The 22,618-nt window shown below is 71.0% G+C and carries 26 protein-coding genes; 14 read left to right on the forward strand and 12 right to left on the reverse strand.

Going from position 1 to position 22,618, the window contains the following annotated elements:
- Positions 1–41: 41 nt before the first annotated feature.
- The gene (locus tag JOL79_RS30490; RefSeq protein ID WP_210159382.1) at positions 42–836 is read left to right on the forward strand and encodes a hypothetical protein; all 795 of its coding nucleotides are present in this window, start codon (positions 42–44) and stop codon (positions 834–836) included.
- Entirely contained in the window at positions 833–1,909 is a 1,077-nt protein-coding gene (locus JOL79_RS30495; protein ID WP_210159383.1) for a glycosyltransferase, read from the forward strand. Before JOL79_RS30490 ends, JOL79_RS30495 begins: the two co-directional genes overlap by 4 nt.
- 24 nt (positions 1,910–1,933) lie before the next feature.
- Here JOL79_RS30495 and JOL79_RS30500 read toward each other — a convergent pair whose 3' ends face one another.
- Entirely contained in the window at positions 1,934–2,320 is a 387-nt protein-coding gene (locus tag JOL79_RS30500) for an STAS domain-containing protein (protein ID WP_210159384.1), read from the reverse strand.
- 76 nt (positions 2,321–2,396) lie between these two features.
- Entirely contained in the window at positions 2,397–3,437 is a 1,041-nt protein-coding gene (locus JOL79_RS30505; protein ID WP_230985770.1) for a PP2C family protein-serine/threonine phosphatase, read from the reverse strand.
- A 179-nt stretch (positions 3,438–3,616) separates the two neighbouring features.
- Between JOL79_RS30505 and JOL79_RS30510 the strand changes: the two genes are divergently transcribed.
- Positions 3,617–3,898: a metal-sensitive transcriptional regulator gene (locus tag JOL79_RS30510; RefSeq protein ID WP_210159385.1), complete on the forward strand. Its 282-nt coding sequence runs from the start codon at positions 3,617–3,619 to the stop codon at positions 3,896–3,898.
- Between the two features lie 110 nt (positions 3,899–4,008).
- Here the strand turns inward: JOL79_RS30510 and JOL79_RS30515 are convergent, their stop codons facing one another.
- On the reverse strand, positions 4,009–4,170 hold the full coding sequence (locus tag JOL79_RS30515; protein WP_210159386.1) for a hypothetical protein: 162 nt from the start codon (positions 4,168–4,170) through the stop codon (positions 4,009–4,011).
- Positions 4,171–4,344: 174 nt separating this feature from the next.
- The gene (locus JOL79_RS30520) at positions 4,345–5,793 is read right to left on the reverse strand and encodes a hypothetical protein (RefSeq protein WP_210159387.1); all 1,449 of its coding nucleotides are present in this window, start codon (positions 5,791–5,793) and stop codon (positions 4,345–4,347) included.
- Between the two features lie 181 nt (positions 5,794–5,974).
- Here JOL79_RS30520 and JOL79_RS30525 point away from each other — a divergent pair, with 181 nt between their 5' ends.
- Positions 5,975–7,363: a mannosyltransferase family protein gene (locus tag JOL79_RS30525; RefSeq protein WP_210159388.1), complete on the forward strand. Its 1,389-nt coding sequence runs from the start codon at positions 5,975–5,977 to the stop codon at positions 7,361–7,363.
- Positions 7,364–7,498: 135 nt separating this feature from the next.
- Positions 7,499–8,521: an endonuclease/exonuclease/phosphatase family protein gene (locus JOL79_RS30530; RefSeq protein ID WP_210159389.1), complete on the forward strand. Its 1,023-nt coding sequence runs from the start codon at positions 7,499–7,501 to the stop codon at positions 8,519–8,521.
- Here the strand turns inward: JOL79_RS30530 and JOL79_RS30535 are convergent.
- Complete coding sequence (locus JOL79_RS30535) at positions 8,430–8,957, reverse strand: gamma carbonic anhydrase family protein (protein WP_210159390.1); 528 nt, start codon at positions 8,955–8,957, stop codon at positions 8,430–8,432. The genes JOL79_RS30530 and JOL79_RS30535 overlap by 92 nt on opposite strands.
- A gap of 158 nt (positions 8,958–9,115) precedes the next feature.
- Here JOL79_RS30535 and JOL79_RS30540 point away from each other — a divergent pair, with 158 nt between their 5' ends.
- Positions 9,116–10,270, forward strand: coding sequence for a hypothetical protein (locus JOL79_RS30540; RefSeq protein ID WP_210159391.1), 1,155 nt, complete (start codon positions 9,116–9,118; stop codon positions 10,268–10,270).
- Between the two features lie 192 nt (positions 10,271–10,462).
- Here JOL79_RS30540 and JOL79_RS30545 read toward each other — a convergent pair whose 3' ends face one another.
- From JOL79_RS30545 to JOL79_RS30555, 3 genes are all read right to left on the reverse strand, one after another.
- Positions 10,463–10,681 carry a hypothetical protein gene (locus JOL79_RS30545; RefSeq protein ID WP_210159392.1) on the reverse strand — a complete coding sequence of 73 codons (219 nt, stop codon included), beginning with the start codon at positions 10,679–10,681 and terminating at the stop codon, positions 10,463–10,465.
- Positions 10,682–10,807: 126 nt separating this feature from the next.
- Positions 10,808–11,560 carry a GntR family transcriptional regulator gene (locus tag JOL79_RS30550; RefSeq protein ID WP_210159393.1) on the reverse strand — a complete coding sequence of 251 codons (753 nt, stop codon included), beginning with the start codon at positions 11,558–11,560 and terminating at the stop codon, positions 10,808–10,810.
- A gap of 446 nt (positions 11,561–12,006) precedes the next feature.
- A complete protein-coding gene (locus JOL79_RS30555) occupies positions 12,007–12,888 on the reverse strand; it encodes an NmrA family NAD(P)-binding protein (RefSeq protein ID WP_210159394.1) in 882 nt (293 codons plus the stop codon).
- 123 nt (positions 12,889–13,011) lie between these two features.
- On the opposite strand from JOL79_RS30555, the gene JOL79_RS30560 reads away from it, so the two are divergent.
- Positions 13,012–13,914: a LysR family transcriptional regulator gene (locus tag JOL79_RS30560; protein WP_210159395.1), complete on the forward strand. Its 903-nt coding sequence runs from the start codon at positions 13,012–13,014 to the stop codon at positions 13,912–13,914.
- Positions 13,915–13,990: 76 nt separating this feature from the next.
- Positions 13,991–15,247, forward strand: a complete 1,257-nt coding sequence (kynU, locus tag JOL79_RS30565) for a kynureninase (RefSeq protein WP_210159396.1) — start codon at positions 13,991–13,993, stop codon at positions 15,245–15,247.
- A gap of 43 nt (positions 15,248–15,290) precedes the next feature.
- On the opposite strand, the gene JOL79_RS30570 is transcribed toward kynU, so the two are convergent.
- On the reverse strand, positions 15,291–15,779 hold the full coding sequence (locus JOL79_RS30570; RefSeq protein WP_210159397.1) for a ClpX C4-type zinc finger protein: 489 nt from the start codon (positions 15,777–15,779) through the stop codon (positions 15,291–15,293).
- A gap of 149 nt (positions 15,780–15,928) precedes the next feature.
- Between JOL79_RS30570 and JOL79_RS30575 the strand changes: the two genes are divergently transcribed.
- A complete protein-coding gene (locus JOL79_RS30575; protein WP_210159398.1) occupies positions 15,929–16,489 on the forward strand; it encodes an NADPH-dependent FMN reductase in 561 nt (186 codons plus the stop codon).
- A 125-nt stretch (positions 16,490–16,614) separates the two neighbouring features.
- Here JOL79_RS30575 and JOL79_RS30580 read toward each other — a convergent pair whose 3' ends face one another.
- Positions 16,615–17,076, reverse strand: a complete 462-nt coding sequence (locus JOL79_RS30580) for a MarR family winged helix-turn-helix transcriptional regulator (RefSeq protein WP_210159399.1) — start codon at positions 17,074–17,076, stop codon at positions 16,615–16,617.
- Positions 17,077–17,157: 81 nt separating this feature from the next.
- On the opposite strand from JOL79_RS30580, the gene JOL79_RS30585 reads away from it, so the two are divergent.
- Together JOL79_RS30585 and JOL79_RS30590 are read left to right on the forward strand one after the other, a co-directional pair.
- On the forward strand, positions 17,158–17,595 hold the full coding sequence (locus tag JOL79_RS30585) for a TIGR03668 family PPOX class F420-dependent oxidoreductase (protein ID WP_210159431.1): 438 nt from the start codon (positions 17,158–17,160) through the stop codon (positions 17,593–17,595).
- A 101-nt stretch (positions 17,596–17,696) separates the two neighbouring features.
- Positions 17,697–18,329 (forward strand): mycothiol-dependent nitroreductase Rv2466c family protein, encoded by a 633-nt coding sequence (locus tag JOL79_RS30590; protein ID WP_210159400.1) that lies wholly within the window; start codon positions 17,697–17,699, stop codon positions 18,327–18,329.
- A 144-nt stretch (positions 18,330–18,473) separates the two neighbouring features.
- Here JOL79_RS30590 and JOL79_RS30595 read toward each other — a convergent pair whose 3' ends face one another.
- Entirely contained in the window at positions 18,474–19,943 is a 1,470-nt protein-coding gene (locus JOL79_RS30595) for an MFS transporter (RefSeq protein WP_210159401.1), read from the reverse strand.
- Positions 19,944–20,067: 124 nt separating this feature from the next.
- On the opposite strand from JOL79_RS30595, the gene JOL79_RS30600 reads away from it, so the two are divergent.
- From JOL79_RS30600 to JOL79_RS30610, 3 genes are read left to right on the forward strand one after another with little or no spacing between them, the layout of a single operon-like run.
- Positions 20,068–20,619: a MarR family winged helix-turn-helix transcriptional regulator gene (locus JOL79_RS30600; RefSeq protein WP_210159402.1), complete on the forward strand. Its 552-nt coding sequence runs from the start codon at positions 20,068–20,070 to the stop codon at positions 20,617–20,619.
- 46 nt (positions 20,620–20,665) lie between these two features.
- Positions 20,666–21,295 (forward strand): TetR/AcrR family transcriptional regulator, encoded by a 630-nt coding sequence (locus JOL79_RS30605; protein ID WP_210159403.1) that lies wholly within the window; start codon positions 20,666–20,668, stop codon positions 21,293–21,295.
- Positions 21,292–22,116 carry an alpha/beta fold hydrolase gene (locus JOL79_RS30610; protein ID WP_210159404.1) on the forward strand — a complete coding sequence of 275 codons (825 nt, stop codon included), beginning with the start codon at positions 21,292–21,294 and terminating at the stop codon, positions 22,114–22,116. The genes JOL79_RS30605 and JOL79_RS30610 overlap by 4 nt, the downstream gene beginning before the upstream one ends.
- Positions 22,117–22,140: 24 nt before the next feature.
- Here the strand turns inward: JOL79_RS30610 and JOL79_RS30615 are convergent, their stop codons facing one another.
- On the reverse strand, positions 22,141–22,446 hold the full coding sequence (locus JOL79_RS30615; protein WP_210159405.1) for a hypothetical protein: 306 nt from the start codon (positions 22,444–22,446) through the stop codon (positions 22,141–22,143).
- Positions 22,447–22,618 lie beyond the last annotated feature (172 nt).

The raw sequence follows: 22,618 nt of genomic DNA on the forward strand, positions 1-22,618 counted from the left end.
AACCTCAACGTTGGCTCAATCAACGGGGAGGGGGCTGTGCGGTGGGGGTTGTCGTCACCGACGCGGAAGTCACGCTGGCCGACGTCCTCTCCCTTCGCCTGGCGATCGAGAGGCCGCTCGCGGAGGGCACCCGGCTGGTGCTGCGGCATCGGGCCACCGGCGGGGAGCGGCAGGTGACCCTGGGCAGTCCGGGCGGACGGGCCCGCGACGCGAGTGTCGCGGTCTCGCTCGCGCCGCTGCGGCTGGAGCCCGGCCGGTGGGACGCCTACCTGCAACAGGACGGTCCGCGGACCCGGATCCAGAGCGTCGATCCGGGCTTCTCGCTCGACCGGCTGGACGCGTACGCGCTGGGGCGGAGGACGATGTCCTATCGGGCCTACCGGACCCGCAACGGCTACCTGGCCATAAAGATCGACCAGGCCGGTCCCGTCGCGGACGTCCGGGCCGTCTGGTTCCGCGAGGGACGCTTCGAGGTGACCGGCCTCCTGGCGTACACCGGGCTCGACGACGACGACCAGCACCGCGAGGCGACGCTCGCGCTCTCCCACGGCGATCAGGCCGCGACCGTCTCGGTGGCCGCCACGGTCCAGGGCGTCCGCTTCCACGCCGCGCTGTCGCTGTGCGACGTGCTCGCCGCGACCCCCGACTCGCAGGGCGTCTGGGAGCCGTCCCTGGAGGTGGACGGCGTGGAGCGGCCGTTGCGCCTCGGTGCGCGGCTGGACGACGTCGAGGGCAAACGCCGCCGCGTCCACTACCCGAGCGCGTTCGTGGACGGCGTCCCGATCCGGCCGGCTTTCACGGCCGAAGACGAGTTGCGGCTCGAGGTGGGCGTGTGAAGATCACCTTCCTGATCTCCTCCGCGTACGGGATGCGCGGAGACGCGCGGGCCATGCTCAACCTCGCGGGTGAGCTGGCCACGCGGCACGAGGTCGAGGTGGTCAGCGTCAGGCGGACGAGGGAGACGCCGTTCTTCCCGGTGGACCGGCGGGTCGCCATGCGGTGGCTGGTGGACGCCCGGCCCGGGGTCAACCACCTGCTCCCGCGCGGCCAGGTGCGCATGGAGGTGGCGCTCTGGCGGATGCTGCGCGGACTGCGCTCGGACGTCCTGGTCACCGGACGGCCGGCGCTGAGCGTGCAGTCCGCGAGACACGCCCCGCGCGGCGTGGTGCGCATCGCCCGCGAGTGGGGCCGTCCGGCCGTTCCGGGCCCCGTCCGCCGGTTCTATCCCCGCCTCGACGCCGTGGTGACGAGCACGGAGACCAGCCGGGACGAGTGGGCGCGGGTGCTCGACGACGACCTTTCCGTCCATGTCATCCCCGACTCACTGTCGCCCGCGCCCTGGCCCCGCTCCCGGATGGACAACCGCATCGTCAGCGCGGGCGGCCGGCTGGTGCCCGGCAAGTCGTACGACCGGCTGATCAGGTCGTTCGCGATCGTCGCGGACAAGCGGCCCGACTGGCGGCTGCGTCTCTACGGCGGCGGGCCGGAGGAGCGGCGGCTGCGTGCCCTGGTCCGTGACCTGAACCTGCACAACCACGTCTACTTCATGGGCACCACCCCCGACCTGCGCGGCGAGTTCGCCAAGGCGTCGATCGTCGCCGTGCCGTCCCCGCACGAGGTGCGGGGGATGACCCTGATCGAGGCGCTGAGCTGCGGCGTTCCGGTGGTCGGCTTCGAAGGGGCGCGCGGGCCCGCCGAGTTCCTGCGTCCCGGCCGCGACAGCGTGCTGGCTACCGACGGGGACGACGGCGTCGAGTCGCTCGCCGCGGCCCTGCTCTCGCTTGTGGACGACGAGCGCCGCCGGATGTCGCTGGCCGCGGGCGCACTGGAGACCGCCTCCGCCCACGCCGCGCCGGTCGTCGCGGCCCGCTGGCAGGAGCTCATGTACGGCCTGCGCTCCCGCGACTGAGCGACCCGCTCCCGATGACCCGTGTCAGAGGGGCAGGCGGGTGAGGTACGCGGCCGCGTCGTCGACGGTCGGGTGAACGGCGAGCTCGGCGGCGAGACCGGTGATGCGCAGTATACGGCCGAGCCTGCCACGCACGCCGCTGAGCGCCATCCGCCCGCCGGCCGCCCCGATCGCGGGCAGCGCCCCCATCAGCACGCTGACCCCGGTGGAGTCGCAGAAGGTCAGCTCCTCGGCGTCCACGACGACGCGGGGCGGTGAGGAGCGCCGGATCGCGTCGGCCAGGCAGGCGCGCAGGGACGCCGCGGACATCATGTCGAGCTGCCCCGACATGGCGACGACCACGACGTCGCCGCGAAGGTGTACGGAGAGGGACAGGGAGGGGGCGCTCGACTCCGCTCTCTCCTGGTCCATCCTCGCTCGCTCCGCTCGGCATCGCTCACATCGGCGCACCAATCTTTGCACAGGGCAAGGATTGGTGGGGCACGGGTCAGGATCGCTGGCGGCGTAACAGGAGCATGGCCGCGTCGTCGGGGAGCGGCCCTCCGACGTGGGCGAGCAGGTCGGCGCGCAGCCGGTCGAGCGCGGCCTGCGGATCGTCCACCCGCAGGATGCCGGTGCGCTGTTCCAAGGGGTAGAACTCGCCTCGGGCGTTTCTGGCCTCGATCACGCCGTCCGTGTAGAAGAGGATCTGGTCGCCCTCCGCGAACCCGACCCGGTACGGCTTCGGCCGCGGCGAGCCGAGGACGAGCAGCCCGAGCGGCGCCGCCTCCTCCTGCGGCTCGGCCCGGCGGACCGCGCCGTCGGCGCCGAGCACGAGCGGCGACGGGTGCCCGAAATTGAGCAGCGAGATCTCGTCCTCGTGCACCTCAGCGAGGACGGCGGTCACGAACTTCTCGCCGCTCAGGTGCCGGGACAGGCTGGTCTCCAGCCGTTCCCCCACGTCGGACAGTTCGGCCTCGTCGTAGGCGGCCTCGCGGAAGGCGCCGAGCACCCAGGCCGCCGTCTCCACGGCGTCGAGGCCCTTGCCCTGCACGTCGCCCACGAGCAGCCGTACGCCGCGGGGCGTGGTCACCACCTCGTAGAGGTCGCCGCCGATCTGGGCGTCGGCCGCGGCGGACGTGTAGGACATGGCGATGCGGAGGTCGCCCGCCCGCCTGGGGACGGGCCGCAACAGTACGCGCTGGGCCGCCTCGGCCACGAGCCGGACGTTGGCGAGTTCGCGCTCCCGGCGGGCGCGCAGCCGGCTGGCGAGCATGCTCGCGGCGGTGACGCCGATGATCGACACGATCGTCACCGCGTTCTGCTGTTCGCCCAGCACGTGCTCGTAGAGAGCCAGGGGCAGCGAGACGGCGATCGCGATCCCGCCCACGGCGGCGGTGTATCCCACGCTGCCCGACAGCGCCGCGAAGGCGGGGCCGAGGGTGAGCAGCGTCATGAAGCCCATCCCCGGCCAGGCGAGCAGGTCGACAAGGGCCACCGCCGCCATCACGGCGAAGGGCAGCGAGCGGAGAATCGTCTGCGATCGCATCCGGGACTCCATGGCCGGCTTCGTGCCAGTCAATGAATCGTTCCCCGCGGCCCGCGGTGTTACCCCCGGTTGTGCCGACCGTGTATGGCCACCTGTGTTTGGCCACCTGTGCGAGGTCAAAAGTGTGTGACTGGAACGACAAGGGCGGTCACATACCGGCGAGGGGTACGGTAGGGGGCATGCACGGCTACAGCGGGGACAAGCAGGCATACCTGACTCGCCTGCGTCGCGTCGAGGGACAGATCCGCGGCCTTCAGCGCATGGTCGAGGAGGATGTCTACTGCATCGACATCCTCACCCAGGTCTCGGCGGCGACCCGCGCCCTCCAGGCGGTGGCGCTCGGCCTCCTCGAAGACCACATCTCCCACTGCGTGGCCGAGGCGGTCAGCGGTGGCGGGCCGGACGCCGAGGAGAAGGTGAAGGAGGCGTCGGCGGCCATCGCCCGCCTGGTGCGTTCCTGACCGGTCATCCCCGCGCCGCGCGGCGGCTCCCCGGCCCCGGGAAAGAACAATCCCGGACCCCCGTAGGGAGCCCGGGACCGTTTCGTGCTCTCAGTGTCCTCAACGTTTCATCAACGACTCGCCGAGGTCCGCAATCCGAGCGCGTTGTCGAGCTCTTCCAAGGTCAGGCGGTCATCCGCGATGTTGACGGCCTCCAGTACCTCGGCATAGAGCGCGATCTCGTCCAACGCGACACGGTCGTGGACCCGAGAGTCCAGGTCGTCGTGCCCCACCGCGTCGTCCTTCCTTCCGCAGCCCACACCCATCACGAGGTTACGTCTGGTTAACCTGCCGGGACATGGCCCATCGGGACCATTCCGCCGTGCCGCCCTCGTTCCTCCCTGACCATTTCCCCGTGGTATGCATCACGATTCGGCAAAACGCCTGGTGGAGATGGAGAGATATTGCTAAAGCGGAGGTAAGGGTGAGATATCCGAATTTTGAGTTTCGAAGAGCCAACCCGACTCCTCGGGGTCGCGGACGGTACGCAGCGGGGCCGGAGCCGGGCCGGGATCGTCGTCGCGCTGATGGATCAGGGACTGGACGGCCGCCGAGGCCACCGGGAAGCCTGAGGCGGGCACGGGCGTCCCGGTGAGGCGGCACCAGGCGAGCCCCGTGGCGTACGCCGCGCCGAGCAGGGCGGCGGCGGTGGCGCGATCGGGCGGGACGAGGAGCGGGGCCAGCCGCCCGCCGCGCGGCCAGCAGGCTCTCAGCGGGTTCGCCGGGTCGGACAGCGCCAGATAGAACGCCTGGCGGAGCTCGTCGTCGAGCCACCCGTACAGCCACGTCACGACCTGAGCGGTGGCGGAGGCGCCGGGCGGCGCCCAGGCGGGCTCGGTGGCGCCGCAGACGCCGGAGACGTCGGCGGCGAGCAGGGCGGCCGCGACCGTCCTCGGCTCCCAGCCCCGCGAGGCGGTGACGGTCAGCGCCTCGGTCAGGTCGTACAGGCTGTGCCGGAAGTGGTCGCCGGGCGAGGTCTCGGGCAGCGTGGCCGGGGCCAGGTGCGGCGGGCACCGCGATAGCCAGGCCCGCCGTACGGTCCCGGACGGAACGGCGTGCAGATCGAGCCAGGGCCGGGAGAGCAGGGGCTCGACCATGCCGAGCAGCGCGTCGGCGCGGGGCCGGAACCGGGGGTCGGCGCGCAGGATCGTGGCGGTCTCGGCCATCAGGCCGGCCAGACGGAGGCCGGCCTCGTGGGCGCCGAAGGCCATCCGCTCGGCGTACAGGCCCACGAGTGCGTCGAGCGATCCCATCGGCAGCCAGCGCACCCAGTCGTCGCCCGGCAGCGGCCGGGCGAGGAACTCGCCGAACATCGACAGCAGCACCTCGTTGCCGTCGAAGGCCGGTGCGTAGGCGCACCACATGACGGTGCCCCAGACCGCCGCCACGGCACCGGTCACGTCGGGCGCGAAGACCTCCTCGTAGGGCCCGCCGGCCAGGGGGTAGTCGTCCGTCGACAGGCCCCGGTGGGCGAGCAGCAGGGCCCGGACCCGCTCGGTGATCTCGCGTGGCACGTCCGGCCCGACGAACCCCTGGGTCGAGCCGCGGTCGAAGACGAAGTCGGGACCGGCGGGCACGACGTGCGGCGGAATGGGGGCCCGGGCGGGATGCGGCCGTGCAGCCTCCCGGACCACGGGGTGTGACGGGGGAGCCGACAGGTGCCAGCGGCCGTCGACCCGGTCCAGCCGGTACCACCGGGCGTGGGCCCCGAAGAGCCAGTGGGAGCCGTCGGGCGTCGCCAGGCATCGCTGCGCGATGGCGTGCGCCCGCCCGAGCGGCGTGAGCAGGGACCAGCGGGGATCGGCGACGAGGGCGCGCATGTCGCTCTCGATCGCGCCGAACCCGTCCCATCGCACGTGGCCATGGTAGATCCGGGCACCGACAGGCGGGACGGCGCACCGGTATCGGGGCGCGATGAAACTTTCACCCAGGTGGCTGCGCTGACATGGGGAAATATTAATGTTGTCGCTTTGTTCCACTCAACCTCGCGGGTGGGTACTTGGCACAACCTCATGCCTGCGTATTCCATAGGTGCTCGTGACCGAGATCCAGGAGGCAGGGACCGCCGAGCCGAAGGCCGGCGCGTCACGGGGGCGGCCTGACGCGGAGGGGGGCGCTCCGGCAGAGACGTCGGCTGAGACTTCGGCCGAGACGCCGACCGAGACGCCGACCGAGACGTCGGCTGAGACCGGTCTCAGAGGCTCCGACGTGGCCGCGGCGGGTCAGGAGCCCGCCGGTGGGAAGGCCGCCGAGATGGAAAGCGCCGGCACGGAAGGCGCCGGCGCCGAGCCCGCGGAATCACGCGGTCCGGACGACGAGGCGCAGCGGTGGTGGCACGTCCGGCGGGGCGACGTCACGGCCCTGCTGATCTGGTTCTTCTGGCATGTCGGGACCTACATCTACATGGTCCTGGCGGCTCCCGGGCGCTCGGACGCGCCGCTGCTCGACCGCCTGACGCCCTGGGACAGCGACAATTTCATCGCCATCGCCCAGTATGGCTACGACGGTTCGCCGGGTATGCAGGACGCTCCGAGGCTGACCGCGTTCTTCCCCGGGCTGCCGCTCTTCCTGCGCTACGTGCATCTGATCGTCTCCGACTGGAGCCTCGCCATCGTGCTCGTCTCGCTGGTGGCGAGCGCCGTCGTCGCGGTGGCGCTGTGGCGGCTGGCCGAGGACATGCGGGCGGGCAGCGGGATGCTGGCCGTGCTGGCGTTCTATCTCAGCCCGTTCGCCGTGTTCATGCTGGCGGGATACTCGGAGGCGCCGTTCCTGGCGCTGGCGATTCCCGCCTGGCTGCTCGCCAGGAAGGGGCGCTGGGAGGCGGCCGTCGTCTGCGCCGCGTTCGCGTCGTCGGTCCGGATCTCCGGGCTGTTCCTCGCCGCGGGTCTCGCCGTCGCGTTCCTGGTCTCGGAGAAGGGACTGCGGTCGACCGGGTGGCGGACGGCGCCCTGGCTCGTGGTTCCCGTGGCCCCGGTGCTGGCCTACATGGGCTATCTGTACGTCCGCACCGGAGACCTGATGGCCTGGAAGCAGGCGGAGGCGGTCTACTGGGGCCGCTTCCCGGAGAAGCCCTGGACGGTCTTCCTCAACACGTGGCACCGGTCGATGGAGGAGCCTCTCCTGCAGACGTCGTACCGCGAGGAGATTCTGGCGGCGGCCGTGCTGGTGGCGCTGATCATCTGGCAGCTGGTGCGGCGGCGGTGGGCCGACTTCGCCTATCTGGCGCCGCAGGCCGTGGCGCTGCTCGCCATGTCGTCGTTCTACATGTCGGTGGGCCGCGCCTCACTGCTCTGGTGGCCGCTCTACCTCTCCGTCGGCGTCACCGCCGTACGCAAACCGTGGGTTTTCATGGCCTATGTGGCCGTCGCCGCGCCCGTTATGGCAATCAATGTAGGAAATTTCACCACCGGCGCCTGGGTGGGCTGATCCGCTTCGGGTTACTTTCTCCGGATACGGGAGGAAGTGCCATGCGGAGCCACCTCCCGATCACGGACGCCCATGGGGGCTCCCGGAACCGGGAGGGTGTGGCGGGTGAGGGCGGCAGGGGGACGTCGCGGCGACGTGACGGGTGTGGTGGTCTGGGCGGTCGTACTCGTCGCGCTGGTCATCGGCCGCGCCGAGCCCGCGCGGGCGGCGGAGGACGCCACGGAGGACGGCACCGGGCGCGACCGTTTCGCGGATCATGTCAACGTGCTGACGTACAACGTCTGCGCGTCCGGCAACAGCGCCGGCACCTGCGCCGCCGACCTCACTCGCGCCCGGAGGAAGACCTGGGCGGCGCAGGTCGCGGGCATCATCAAGAGCAGACACGTCGACGTGGCCGGCCTCACCGAGATGTGCTACGCCCAGGTCGCCCTGCTCAAGCGTGAGCTTCCCGGCTACCGGGTCGTCTGGTACGGCTACGCGCGGGGCTGCGGCCCCGGGCGCTCGGACCGGTGCACCCAGATGTGGGGCGACCTGACCGACCGGACCATGCCGCCGGACGGCCTGACCTTCGGCGTCGCCCTCGTGCTGAAGGGCGCGGCGGACGGGGCGCCGCTGCGCCGCAGGCTGAAGGTCGACCACGCCCCGGCTCACAAGGGCGACGCGGTGCACCCGCGCGGCCTGCTGTGCGCGCGAGGGGAGGTGGGTGACGGGCCGGCTGTGAGCTGCGTGACCCACCTGTCGGGCACCGAGACCCCGGGCCAGGTCCTCCGGCTGGCCCAGGCCTACGCCGGAACCGATCCGGTGATCCTCACCGGAGACTTCAACCGGACCCCTCGGGACGGCCAGCTCACCCCTCTCTACGGCATGGGCGTCGGCGACGGCCCGTACGCGGAGGCGGACGCGGCCCGATGCGGCGTCCCCGTCCGGGATGGCGAGCCGACCACCAGGGGTGGCCGGAAGATCGACTACATCTTCGCCAGCGAGGACGACTACACGCCCGTGGACGCCTCGGTGCTCGACACCCATCCCGAGCTCTCCGACCACCGGCCGCTCACCGGGACGTTCCTCACGACACCTCGTACGCCGCGGAGTGGCGACGCGCTTTGGCGAGATATCTGCCGGGAGTTCCGGAGAAGGAAGTCCGCTCGTCGTCGGTGAGATCACGGACGACCTTCGCGGGCACCCCGGCCACCAGCACTCCGGGCGGGACGTTCCGGCCCGGCGGCACCAGGGCCCCCGCGGCGACCACGCTGCCCGCGCCGATCACCGCGCCGTTCAGGACGACGGCGCCGATGCCGACCAGCGCTCCGGTCTCCACCCGCGCCCCGTGCACGGTCGCCCGGTGGCCCAGGCTCACGCGGTCGGCCAGGATCGCGGGCCGGCCCTCGTCGGCGTGCAGGCAGCACAGATCCTGGATGTTGCACTCGGCGCCAACCTCGATCAGCTCGTCGTCACCGCGCAGCACCGCGCCGTACCAGACGCTGGACGCCCGGCCGAGTCGTACCCTGCCGACGACCACCGCGCCGGGGGCCACCCACGCCTCGGGGTGGATGACCGGTGTCGCGTCCTCGTCGAGGGCCATGATGTACGACATGCCACCATGATCCCACGAGGGGTCTTGCGTGATCGGTGCCGGTGTCCTGCATTTTCCCCGGCAGCTGCGCCGTTCGGGTTGCGATGTCCTCCGGATAGCAGGAAAGTCATGTCCTGACGTGCGTTACCGTCGTTGTTCTCCGACCCCCAGGGCTTGCCATGACGAATCAGACCGACAACTTTCCCGACCTCATGAGTGACGACTCCTTCGAAGTCGTGATGCGCGGGTACAGCCGCCGGCAGGTCCACGATTACATGATCCGGACCCGCAACCAGATTCGTGACCTGGAGGAACGGCTCGCGCGAACCATCGACCAGGCCGAGCAGGGCCGGATCGAGCTGGCCGAGGCCCGGCGGAAGATGGCGGAGTCGCCGCAGAACCCTGACGAGCTCGGCGAGCGCCTGAGCCAGATCCTCAAGCTGGCGCACGAGGAGGCGGCGGCCAACAAGGAGGCGTCGGAGGCCGAGGCCAACCGGCTGCGGGACAACGCGGCGGCGGAGGCGGAGCGCCTGGTGACGTCGGCGCGCGAGCAGGCCGACGCGATCAGGACGGCCGCCCAGGAGGAGGCCGAGCGCCGGGTCGCGGACGCCACGGCCTCGGCCGAGCGGCTGCTCGCGCAGGCGGGGGCGGACGCCGAGGAGACGCTGGGCGCGGCCCGGGCCGAGGCCGACGAGACCCTGCGCGCCGCGCGGGCCGAGTCGGAGCGGACACTCGCCGACGCGCGGGGCCAGGCCGAGGCCATGCTGTCGGCGGCGCAGCAGCGGGTCAACTCCCTGGACGAGCACACCGGGCGGCGCGTCGCCTACCTCACCGACACCCACACCGAGGTCGTGCGCAGGCTCACGGAGGTCGAGTCGGTCCTGGGCGACCTGCTCCACCGCGAGGCGGCCGCCGGACCGCTGATCGACGAGGCCGCGGTGCTCCCGCCGGCCCCGGTGGTTCAGCCGCACGCGCCGCAGGCGCCCGTGCCCGCTCCGGCCGATGACAACGCGGCGACGGGACACGACGCGGCCGCGACCGAGCCGGAGTACGCCGAGCACCTCGGGCAGCGGCACGACGACATCCACGACACCGGCCGTGACTCTGTGCGTGACTCCGGCGGCGACACTGCCCGCGACTCGGTTCACGACTCGGTCAACGACTCAGCTCATGGTGCCGTGCAGGTCGGTGGCGACGAGGACGAGAGCGAGGACCGGGTGATCCTCGACGACCGGCGGGGCGAGGACGGCCCGCGGGTGGCGGAGGACACCGACGTCGACCTCGGCCGGGTGCGGGCCGACTCCGGCGAGCAGGAGTCGCTGCGCCGGATCTAAGCTGCGCCGGATCTGAGCTGCGCCGGATCTGAGCCGGGATCGCGACGCCGCGGCGGGTCACCGCGGCCCGGCCGAGTCCGGGCAGCAGCCACGAGCAGCACGAGCAGCAACATGAGCAGCACAGGCATCAGAGCATCGCGAGCAGATGGAAGCGGAAGCCCCCGCCCCCGATCGGGCCGGGGGCTTCCGCGCTCATGGATCGGCGGTGGTGGCACGTTCCTCTTGGTCGCGAAGCTGCTCGCGGAGCCCGTCCGGGTCGTCCGCGTCCACTGTCATCGCGCATCCCGAGGCCCGTTGCGCGGCGGTCAGCGGGTGGTGCCGGGTGGCCCACCAGCGTCCCGCGTCGCTCCGCCAGATCGTCCATCGGGGGAACTCCCGGGCGATCTCGGCAAGGCGTCGGTCAAAGGACATCCGTTCACCTTCCCTCGCCGTGTGCCCGGGTGCTCTTGACGTCTCTCCCTCAAGGTGCGGGACATCTCTAGAGAAATCAATGATCGTGGCGGTCAGGTCAACCTATCGGCGGGGTAGTGACTTGACCTACGCGTCGAAGTCGTACTGGAGTACATAGGCGGCCGCGTCGAGGACCATCTCGTTGAACTCGACCGCCGCGCCCCCGTCGGCGTACGCGATCCGGCTGACGCTGATCACCGGGTTGCCCGGAGGGAGTTCGAGCGAGTCGGCCTCGACCGGCACGGGCATCCGCGCCCGCACCTCCTCGGTGAAACGCACGGGGGCCAGCCCCAGGTCGCCGAGCCGCGCGTACACGCCTCCCGGCCCGGTGTCGGCCAGCACGACCGGGGTGCCCTCGACGAGGTCGGCGGGGAAGTGCGAGGCCGCGAGCTGCACGGGGCGGCCGTCGACCAGATAGCGGCGACGGCGCACCCAGACCAGCTCGGCGCCGAGCGCCCGGGCCGCCTGCTCTCCGGCCCGCTCGCGCTGGATCCGCACCTCGTCCACCGTGTACGCCCGGCCCCTGGCGTCGGAGTCCCAGATGGCCTGTCCCTGGCCCCACTGTTCGCGGGACAGCCGCCGCGACCCGTGCCGGCGGATGGGCCGGAACAGGCGCACGTACACACCGGAGCCTCGTCTCGGCACGGCGAGGCCCTCGTTGATCAGCACGGCGAGCGCCTGACGCGCCGTGGCGCGGGCGATGCCGTACTCGCTCATCAGGGCGTTCTCGCCGGGTAAGCGGTCCCCATCACCTAAGGCCCCGGACCTGATCTGCTCGCGCAGCCGGTCGGCGATGCGCCGGTAGATCGGGGGCTCATGATGCACCGGGGATTCCGTCACGTTTGATCACCCTCTGTCACCAACGGGGGATTGGCGTCTACAGAGAACTTGCCCCGTTGTGTCCACGATCGCACAGAGTCGCAGGTTGGTCCCGTGCTTATTTCGCGCTGATCGTGCCGGTGTGGCGATCTCTGCGAATTTCTGCCGTCCTTTACTGTGGAACGGTCCCGGCCGGTATGGGCCCGCGTATCCACGCTCTGTCATGAAAGCTGCGACGACGTGCGGTAACCGTGATCGCGGAGCTCGGGAGGACGTCCCGTGGCGGCGGGCCGGCAGGGGCCAGGGAAGTATCCCGGCGGTAAGGGCCCCAGTGTCCAAATCGGCGGTCGAGGCCAGCTGTATCGACCCGCAGCCCTGCTGGCGGCATCACCCGACGCTGAAGTGCGGGGCCGCTTCCTCCGGTGCTGGATTGGGCGGCTGTGCCGGGCACTGACCGGCGCAGCCGATCAGGACTGGACGGCCGGCTTCAAGATGTCCTGGCACCACTGGCGGAAACCGGTGGCGGTGGCGGAGGCCGGGTCGCGGGGTTCGGCGTCGTAGATTCCGTTGTTCTGCGCGTTGACCATGTCGGCCATGTCCTGGGCCAGCGCCGGGCTCGCGCCGCGCCGCACCATATGGGCCTGGAAGTCCGCGAGCGGAACCTGCTGGTAGCGCACCGTGCGGCCCAGGGTCTCGGAGATGATCTCGGCCATGGCGTCGGGGGTCAGCCTGTCGGGGCTGACCAGCGGAACGCGGGCCTGTCCGCTCCAGGTCGTGTCCACCAGGAGCGCCGCCGCCGTGGCAGCCACGTCCCGGGTGGCGACGGTCAGCAGCGGCTGGTCCGCGGTGTTCGCCATGGAGAACACCCCCTGCTCTGTGATCGGCTGGGTCTGACGGAGCAGGTTCTCCATGAAGAACGGCAGAGCCAGGGCGCGGTACTGCACGCCGGCGCTCTCGATCAGCTCGTCCATGTCGAGCGCGGCCGACAGGAGTCCGGCCTCGTCCTGGTAGCCGTGGCCCAGAGAGGTGACGTGCACCATCCGTACGCCCCGGCTCGCGGCCTCCTGGGTTACGGCCCGGGCGAAGTCCAGGTAGTAGCGCCTGGCGGGGCCGGCGTCACGGAAACCGGCCGGGGGCACGAGCCAGAACAGCCGGTCAGCGCCCTCCAGCGCCTTCGCGATCGTGTCCGCGTCGGCGTGGGAGCCCTCCACCACCTCAACCTGCGCGCACACGTGCTCCGGGAGCCGGGAGAGGTCCCGGACGATCACCCGGACCTGCTCACCGCTGTCCAGGACGCGGTCCAGGAGCTGTCGGCCGATGTCACCGGTCGGCGTAGTAATGACGATCATGAGTTCCTCCATGCGTGGCGGTCGACGGCGAACCCAAGGGGCGCCGGACGGTCGCTCCCGAGTGAACCCGGAGCAACGGTGCAGGTGAAGGATCAACTTGGTCGCGATTGATACCCTGGGGATATGAATGACCTGGAGGTGCGGCAGCTCCGCTACTTCGTCGCGGTCGCGGAGGAACTGCACTTCGGGCGCGCCGCCGCCCGGCTGGGCATGGCGCAGCCTCCGCTGTCCCGCACAATCCGGGACCTGGAACGGCAGCTCGGTGTGACGCTCTTCGAGCGGACCACCCGGCAGGTGAAGCTCACCGGCGCCGGAGAGGTCCTGCTGCGCGACGCCAGAACCGCCCTGGAGGCGATCACCGCCGCCGCTCACCGTGCTCGGCACGCAGGCAGCACCTCGCCCCGGCTGCGCATCGCAATCAAGGCCGACATCGACGGCGGCCTGCTGCCACAGATCCTGGACGCCTACGGCACCGACCCCGCCGCCCTGCCCACCGAACTGGTCCTCGGAGGGCTCGGCGATCAACCCAAGGCACTGCGCGACGGCCTGGCCGACGTGGCGCTCGTGCTTCGCCCCATGGACGACCGCGGGCTGGACAGCGAGTCGCTGATCACCGAGCCGGTCCTGGTCGCCATGGCCGCCACCGACCCGCTGGCCGCCAGGACCGAGCTGCGCCTGGCCGACCTGGCCGGCCGGAGCCTCCCCAGCGGCGCGCCGGCCGACGGCGGCCGTGCCGTGCCGCGCCGGCCCGGGGTGACAAGGCCGGCCTCCAACCTGTCGGAGATCTTCAGCCTCGTCGAAACGGGCAGCATCGTGTTCTTCGCGCCTGCCTCGGTCGCCCGACGCAACCCGCGCCCAGGGGTCGCCTACCGGCCGGTCAGCGACCTGCCGAACTGCACACTGGCCATCGTGTGGCCCCAGGACGCCCGCTCACCGGCCGTCGCCGCCTTCGTACGCGTCGCATGCACGATCGCAGCCACCCGCCGCACACAAGCAGAGCCCCAGATGCAGAGCACGACCGCCTGAGGGCCGTCGCTCAGGGGACTGGCCAGCATTTAGAGGTATTTATGGGGACATAATGCGGTGACCTAAGGAGCTGCCCATGGCCATCACTCGTGCCGAATGCCAGGCCCTCGACGACCGGGACCCGCTGAGGGAGTTCCGGGACGCGTTCTCACTGCCCCCAGGCATCGTCTATCTGCTCGGGAACTCGCTCGGGGCGCTGCCCCGGCACACCCCGGAGCGGGTGGCGCGGACCGTGGAGTCCGAATGGGGCGTGCATCTCGGGGCGAGCTGGAACACGGCGGGGTGGTGGGACCTGCCGCAGAGCACGGGCGACCGCATCGCGCCGCTGATCGGGGCGGGGCCGGGGCAGGTGCTCGCCGGCGACTCGACCTCCGTGAACATCTTCAAGGCGGTGGCCGCCGCCCTGCCACTGCGCCCCGGCCGCCGGGTCATCGTCTCCGACCTGGACAACTTCCCCACGGACCGGTACGTCGTGCAGGGGGCCGCCGACGCGCTCGGGTCGTACGAGATCAGGGACGTCGGCTCCCTGGGTTCCCAGGACTCAACCGGCTCCCCGGATGACGCTCTCGCGGACGCGCTCGACGACGATGTGGCGCTCGTCCTGCTGTCGCAGGTCGACTACAGAACCGGGGCGATGCGCGACCTGGCCCAGGTGACCGAACGGGTCCAGGCGGCCGGCGCGATCATGATCTGGGACCTGTGCCACAGCGCGGGCGCCCTGCCCGTCGAGATCGGCGCCGCCGACTTCGCCGTCGGCTGCACTTACAAGTACCTGAACGGAGGCCCCGGGGCACCCGCGTACATCTACGTCGCGCCGCGGCATCAGGAGGCCGTCCGCAACGTGCTGTCGGGCTGGCACGGCCACGCCGCGCCCTTCGCCTTCGAGCCGGACTACCGGCCGGCGCCCGGCGTGCGCCGGTTCGCCACCGGAAGCCCACCCGTGCTGTCGTACGCGGCGCTCAACGCCTCGCTGGACATCTGGGAGAAGGTGGACATGCACCAGGTCAGGGCCAAGAGCGTGGCGCTGACCTCGCTGTTCGTCGAGCTGCTCGACGAGCTGGCGCCGGACCTCGAGCTGGCCGGCCCGCGCGACCCGGAGCGGCGGGGCAGTCAGGTCAGCTACCGCCATCCCGACGGCTATCCGGTGGTCCGGGCGCTGGCCGACCGGGGCGTCGTCGGCGACTACCGCGCGCCCGACATCGTGCGGTTCGGCTTCGCCCCGCTTTACCTGCGCCACGTCGACGTGTTCGACGCGGCGACCGCGCTCGCGGCCGTGCTCTCCGACGAGTCCTGGCGGGACGAGAAGTACGCGCACAGGTTGGCCGTCACCTGAGGCCGCCGGCGCCCGCTCCCGTGCGGGAGCGGGCCGGAAGGCGTCAGGAACGGCGGGCCAGGGTGGCCACGATGTCGCCGGCCAGAGCGACACAGCGGTCGCAGATGCGGCCGCCCTCGCCGTGGACCATGTGGACGCCGGGGCCCGGCGGACGCCGGCAGAACGAGCACGACGTCTCGATCCTGCGGCGTCGGTTGGCCAGATGACGGTGGGCGAACCGGGGGGCGAAGCGGGGAGCGAGACGGGGGGCGAACCGCGGCGCGAAGCGGGGGGCGAAGCGCCTCCGGGCCGACGCCCGGGCGGCGGTGAATCGCTCCATGATGGCGGCCCAGCTCACGCCCGCCTCTCTGGCCTGCCGTACGGCGAGGTCGAGCAGGGCGTCGCCGTGCCGGTGCCCGTCAGCCGGCTCCGCCTGCTCCGCTTGCTCGGCCAGCTCGGCGGCGAGGGCGATCGCGGCGGACAGGTTCTCCAACGGGTCCGCGGGGTCGGCCGACCGGGAGCGGGCCCGGTCAAGTAAGTCAGATGGCTCCATGGCCGCAACACTAGGTTGTCGCCCAAAGATGATCAAACGGTTCGTACGGGGTCGTCTGTCCGGGATCCGCACGCGGGAGATTTACTTGCTCCGCGCAGCAACTACTGTTAGGTTGCATGCGCAAGCAAACATCTCTCAAGAGGTAAGTCATGACCAGAATCGGCATCATCCTCGGCAGCACCCGTCCCGGCCGCAACGGCGAGGCGGTGGCCCGCTGGGTCCTCGACCTGGCCAAGCAGCGTCCTGACGCCGAGTTCGAGCTCGTCGACCTGCTCGACTATCCCCTTCCCCACCTCGACGAGGCGATCCCGCCGTCGATGGGTCAGTACAGCCAGCCGCACACCCTCCAGTGGGCGGAGAAGATCGCCTCGTTCGACGGGTTCGTCATCGTGACCCCCGAGTACAACCACTCCACGTCGGGCGCCCTGAAGAACGCCATCGACTTCCTGTTCGCCGAGTGGAACAACAAGTCCGTCGGGTTCGTGAGCTACGGCGCGGTCGGCGGCGCCCGCGCGGTGGAGCACCTGCGGCTCATCGCCGGCGAGCTCATGATGGCCGACGTGCGGAACCAGGTGATGTTCTCGCTGGCCACCGACTTCGAGAACTACAGCGTCTTCCAGCCGAAGGATTACCACCAGGGCCTGCTTCACGCCATGCTCGACCAGGTCGTCGCCTGGAGCAACGCGCTGGCGCCGCTGCGGAGCGCCTGAGCCGCCCAGCCGAGCCGGTCACCTGAGCCGACCGCCTCGGTCGGTCACCGGAGTCCGTCGTACGAGGGGTCCGTCGTCGCAAGGCGGCGGACCCCTCGGCTCGTGGTGCCTCAGCCGGTGGTGCCTCAGCCGGTGGCGACTCGGCTCAACGACAGGGTGAGCTGCTTGAGATCGAGGCCGTCGAGGTGATCGAGGAGGTGCCGGCGAATGCTGTCCAGATGGGTCGGCCACGCCTTCTCCAGCCGGGCCAGGCCGACGTCGGTGATAACCGCGTTCCAGCCGCGGGCGTCCTCGTCGCACTTGACCCGCTGGACAAGGGCCCGCCCCTCCAGCCGGGAGACGATCCGCGTCATACCGCTCAAGGACAGATGACAGGCGGCCGCGAGCTCGCTCATCCTCATCAGCTGGTGTGGGGCCTCCGACAGGTGCATGAGTGTCAGATATTCGCTGAGCGACATGTGTTGCTCGCGCATGAGATCGGCTTCGAGCGCGCGCGGCAGAGCGTAGGTCACCTGTCCGAGCGTGCGGATCAGGGCCTCCTCGTCCTGGGAAAGCGGCTGGGGGCGCGGATCCGAGGTCGCGGACATATGTCTAGTTTACTTGAGAAGGCAAGCACCGCCCTTCCGGCGGGAAGGTCTACGGGCACGACCTAATCTGGACGCGTGAGGATGCCGGCCGAGCGGGCACGTGAATTGTTCGCCGCCGTCCGAGTCGCCCGGCTGGCGACCGCGAGCCGGGACGGGGTGCCGCGCCTGGTGCCGGTGACCTTCGCCTTCGCGGACGAGGCCGGTCTCGGCACAATCGTCACCGCCGTCGACCACAAGCCGAAGAGCACGTCCGATCTGCGCCGCCTGCGGGACATCGCCGCCAACCCGGCGGTCTGCCTGCTCGCGGACCACTACGAGGACGACTGGGAGCGGCTGTGGTGGGCGCGGGCGGACGGACGTGCCCGCGTCGTCGAGACGGGCGAGGATCGTGATCTCGCCGTCGAGCGGCTCGTGAACAGGTACGCGCAGTATCGGGAACGGCCCCCGGCCGGCCCCGCCATCCTCGTCCGCGTGGACCGCTGGTCCGGCTGGTCGTACGCGGACGTGCCGAGCGGGTGACGACATAGCGGTGCCAGAATCGGTGCCGGAAGGTGCCGGAATCAGATGTGAGCGGGGCCGGTTGCAGTGTTGCGGCGACCCCCCAAGATCAGGAGAGCTCTATGACGGCGACTGACACATCGAGCACGCCTGTCCGCCCCAAGGTGGACTTCTACTTCGATCCCGCCTGTCCCTTCGCCTGGATCACCTCCCGGTGGATCCTGGAGGTCGAGCGGCAGCGCGACATCGACCTGCGTTTCCGGGTGATGAGCCTGTCCGTGCTCAACGAGGGCAGGGACGTCTCCCAGGACTACCGCACCTTCCTCGACGGGGCGTGGGGCCCGGTGCGCGTCTGCATCGCCGCCGCGCAGCACAGCGGTGAGCCCGTTCTGCGTGATCTCTACACCGCGCTGGGCACCCGCATTCACAACCAGGGCAACAAGGACTACGACCTCGTCATCAAGGAGGCCCTCGCCGACGTCGGGCTGCCCGCGGAGCTGGCCGAGGCGGCGGTGAGCACGGACTACGACGAGGCGCTGCGCAAGAGCCACCACGAGGGGATGGACCCGGTGGGCATGGACGTCGGCACCCCCACCATCCACATCGACGGGGTGGCGTTCTTCGGACCGGTGCTCAACCGCATCCCCCGCGGCGAGGAGGCCCTGCGGACCTTCGACGGCGCCCTCGCCCTGGCCGCCAATCCCAACTTCTTCGAGCTGAAGCGGACCCGCACCGGCGGGCTCGACTTCAGCTGAGGCCCGCAAGCCTCTGGTCCGGAGGCTGCGCGCCCGGCGGTTGAGCCCGCCAGCCGGGCCCGGAAGCCGGGCCCGGCCGGTTGGTCCGGCAGCTGAAGTCCGGCTCTCAGGTCGCCGCCGCGTGGAGGTGGCGCCGCGGACCGGTCAACCGGCCGCGGTCTCCTCGGCGACGGCGGCCGGGACGCCCGGCGCGGCGGCGGGACGGACCCCGGCCCGCCCGCGCCCGGAGACGGTCCCGGGGATGGCGAGGACGACTAGGGCGGCCAGCAGGGCCACTCCCGCGCCGATGGCGAGCCCGGCGCGGAAGCCGTTCTCCGACGGGACGGTGATCGGCCCGAGCCGCGTGGTCATGTGCGCCAGGACCACGCCCATGACGGCGCTCGCGGTCGAGGTGCCGATCGAGCGCATCAGGCTGTTCAGACCGTTGGCGGCGGCGCCCTCGGCTACCGGGGCGGCCGACATGATCAGTGCCGGCATGGCGGCGTAGGCGAGCCCGACCCCCGCGCTGATCACACTCGCGAAGATCAGTACGCCCCAGACACCGTCCATCAGCGCGAGGCCCAGCGCGTATCCGCAGGCGATCACGACGGCGCCCGTGAAGAGGGAGACCTTGGGTCCCCGCGCCCTGGAGAGCCGTGCGGCGAACGGGGAGACCACCATCATCATCAGCCCCGCGGGCGCCATCCACAGACCCGCCTCCAGCATCGACTGGCCCAGGCCGTAACCGGTGACCACGGGCAGCTGCAGGAGCTGCGGCGTCACGAGCGACATCGCGTACATCGCGAAGCCGATCACAACGGAGGCGAGGTTCGTCATCAGGATCGGGCGGCGCGCGCTGGTCCGCAGGTCGACGAGGGGGGCGGAGCTGCGCAGCTCCCACAGCCCCCAGAGCAGGAGGACGACCACGGCGGCGGCGAAGAGGCCCAGCGTCGTCCCGCTGCCCCAGCCCCAGTCGCCCCCCTTCGAGACGGGCAGCAGCAGGCAGAGCAGGCCCACGGACAGCCCCAGCGCGCCGACGACGTCGAAGCCGCCGCCCGCCCGTACGGACGACTCGGGGACCACCCAGAGAATCAGTACGGCGGCGATGAGCCCGAGGGCGCCGGAGCCCCAGAACAGGGCGTGCCAGTCCGCCTTCTCGGCCACCGCCGCCGACGCGGGCAGGCCGAGGGCGCCGCCCACCCCGAGCGACGAACTCATGATCGCCATGGCGGAGCCGAGCCGCTCGGGCGGCACCACGTCGCGCATGATGCTGATGCCGAGGGGGATCACGCCCATGCCGAATCCCTGCAGGGCCCGGCCGATGACCATCGGCGTCAGGGTGTTAGCCGGCGCGCACACGATCGAGCCGATGATCAGCATCGCCGTGCTGACGACGAGCAGGCGCCGCTTGCCGTACAGGTCGCCGAGCCGTCCGATGACGGGGGTGGCGACGGCGGCGGACAGCAGGGTCGCGGTGATGGCCCACGAGGCGTTGGCGGCCGAGGTGTGCAGCAACCGGGGGAGGTCGGGGATCAGGGGGACGACCAGGGTCTGCATGACGGAGACCGTGATGCCCGCACCGGCCAGTACGCCCACGACCGCACCGGTGCGGTGCGTCGGGGAGGAGACGCTCATGAAATTCTCCACTCGGCACCGGGGAGTGCCACTCGTCAAACGTGCGAACGCGCGGTGTGCATCCTACATATGATGTGCATCATGCATATCCCGGGGGTGGGCGTTCGTCAGGAAGGGTGACGGCATGGAGCAGGAGATCGCGGAGATCGAGCGGGAGCTGAGGCTGGTCGGCCGGCACGTGGTGATGGGGGCGTTCTGCGCCAGATCCGACCGGGCCCTCGAACGCAGCGCCTACCTCCTCCTCAGCAGAATCGAGATCGAGGGCCCGATGTCGATCGGACAGCTCGCCGAGGCGTTCGGGCTCGACACCTCCACCGTGAACCGGCAGACCGCCGCCCTCCTGCGGAGCGGCGTGGCGGAACGCATCCCCGATCCGGACGGAGGGCTCGCCCGTAAGCTCCGCATCACCGAGGAGGGGGCGCGCCGCCTGCGCGCCGACCGTGAGTGGGCCATTGAGGGCCTCGGCCTGGTGCTGGACGACTGGGCCCCCGGCGAGGTGGCGGCCTTCGCCCAGGTGCTGAGGCGATTCAACATGGCGATCGAGCGGCGGGAGGGGCGCCAATGGCCCCGGCCCGGCGTCCCCTCCGGCATCGTCCCGGGTGAGGTCTCCAGCGTCGTCTCCGGTGGCGTCTCCGGCGAGCTGGGCGAGCTCGGGAGGGGCGCCCCGGCATCCTAGGACCACTAGTAGTATTCCTATGGTCTCTAGGAAACGGGGTGGTCGTATGGTCCCGCGGGCGGGTCTGACGCCCGATCGGATCACGAGGGCGGCGGCGGATCTCGCCGACGAGGTCGGCTTGGACAAGGTCACCGTTTCCGGGCTCGCACGGCACTTCGGGGTGAAGGACGCGAGCCTGTATTCGCACATCAAGAACCTTCAGGACCTGCGTACCCGGGTGGCTCTGCTCGCCGCCGGCGAGATGACAGAAGACATCGCCCTCGCGGTCGCCGGCCGTTCGGGCAAGGACGCTCTCGCTGCCTTCGCCCGGGCGTACCGGGAGTTCGCGCTACGGCATCCGGGGCGCTACGCGGCGACGCAGTTGCGGCTCGATCCGGCGGACGTGGCCGGCACACCGGCGTACGTGCGCAACGTCGACCTGACCTACGGCATGCTCCGCGCGTACGGGCTCACCGAGCCCGACCTGACCGACGCGGCCCGCCTGCTGCGCAGCGCCTTCCACGGTTACAGCGTGCTTGAGGCCGCCGGTGGCTTCGCCCACCCTCGTGACGTCGACGCCTCATTCGAGCGGGCCATCGAAGCCCTGCACGTACTGCTGACGCGGTGGCCGTCCGCGGCCCGGAACTCCTCGACCGGAACAGACGACGCACCAGACGAGAAGGAAAACAGATCATGAGAAGCGCGACACTGGCCGTTCCCGGAGCGAGCCTCTACTACGAGGTGCGCGGCCGGGGTCCGGTGCTGCTGTTGTTGCCCGGCGGGGGCGGCGACGCCGCCGTCTATGACGGATTCGCCGACGCGCTGGCCGAGCACTACACGGTGGTGACCCTCGATCCACGTGGCTACTCCCGCAGCCGTCTGGACGATCCCGTCCCCGTTGACCAGCGAGTGGAGACGCAGAGCGACGACGCCCTCCGGCTGATCGACCATCTCGCGCCGTCCGGGGAGGACGTTTACGTCTTCGGGGGCAGCTCGGGTGCGATCGTCGCACTGGACATGCTCGCCCGGCGCCCCGAGCGCCTGCGCCGGGTCGTCGCCCACGAACCGCCCTACGCCGCGCTGCTGCCGGCTCCGGAGCGTGGCTTCTTCCATGAGGTGCACCGCGTCTACGTGGCCGAGGGCCTCGCCGCCGCCTCGGCGTACTTCATGGAAGGGATCGGCGGCACGGTGAAGCCGCTGCCCGACCCGGCCGCCCTGCCGCCCAGGTCCGCCGAGATGATGGTCCGGCTCACCGCCAACTTCCCGGTCTTCATGGAGCACGAGCTGCGGCAGTTCACGTCGCATGTGCCGGATGAAGCCGCTTTGACGACCGCCGGCGACCGTCTCGTGCTGGCCGCCGGACGGGATACCCGGGGGCATCTGCCGTACCGGCCCGTGGCCGAGCTGGCGCGGCGGCTGGGCCGTGAAGTCGTCGAGTTCCCCGGCGGACACGGCGGCACCATGGAATGCCCCGACGAGTTCGGCAAGCTGCTCATCAAGGTGCTGGCCGTGAATTAGACCGACGCCGGGGCGCGCCGCCCTCTACCTGTCGTCGTCCGCCGGGGTCTGGGCCAGGACGCGATCGGCTGTGGCGGTCACCACCGCGGCGGCCGCGGAGATCTCCTGAAGTTGAGCGGGAGTCAGCCCCCGCAGGACCTTCTCCAGTGTCTCCAGGTCGGCATGGTAGGCGGCGGCCATGGCCGCCTGGGCTTTGGCCACCCGGCCGGCCTCGTCGACGGCACGACCGAGCGCCCTGCCCGCTCTGTCCATGACGTCGCCGAACTCCCGCGCCGCCTGCTGCGCGATCCTCTCGAGGTTGCGCATCCAATCGGTGTGCTCGTCGTTCATTGCATTCCTCTGAGTGCGCGCTCGCCGGGCACCACGGCCCCGCCCCGGCGCTGATCGATGGTGTGCACGCCTGGTCCAGCGTGTCAGATGTTTCCGGGATAGTGCCCGTCCTGAGCGGGGTACACCTGGCCGGACCGGTCGTTTCGGTCCCGTTATCCCGCCCCGTTATCCG

Origin of the sequence: Microbispora oryzae, assembly GCF_017896165.1 — a bacterium.
Classification (GTDB): Bacteria; Actinomycetota; Actinomycetes; order Streptosporangiales; family Streptosporangiaceae; genus Microbispora; species Microbispora oryzae.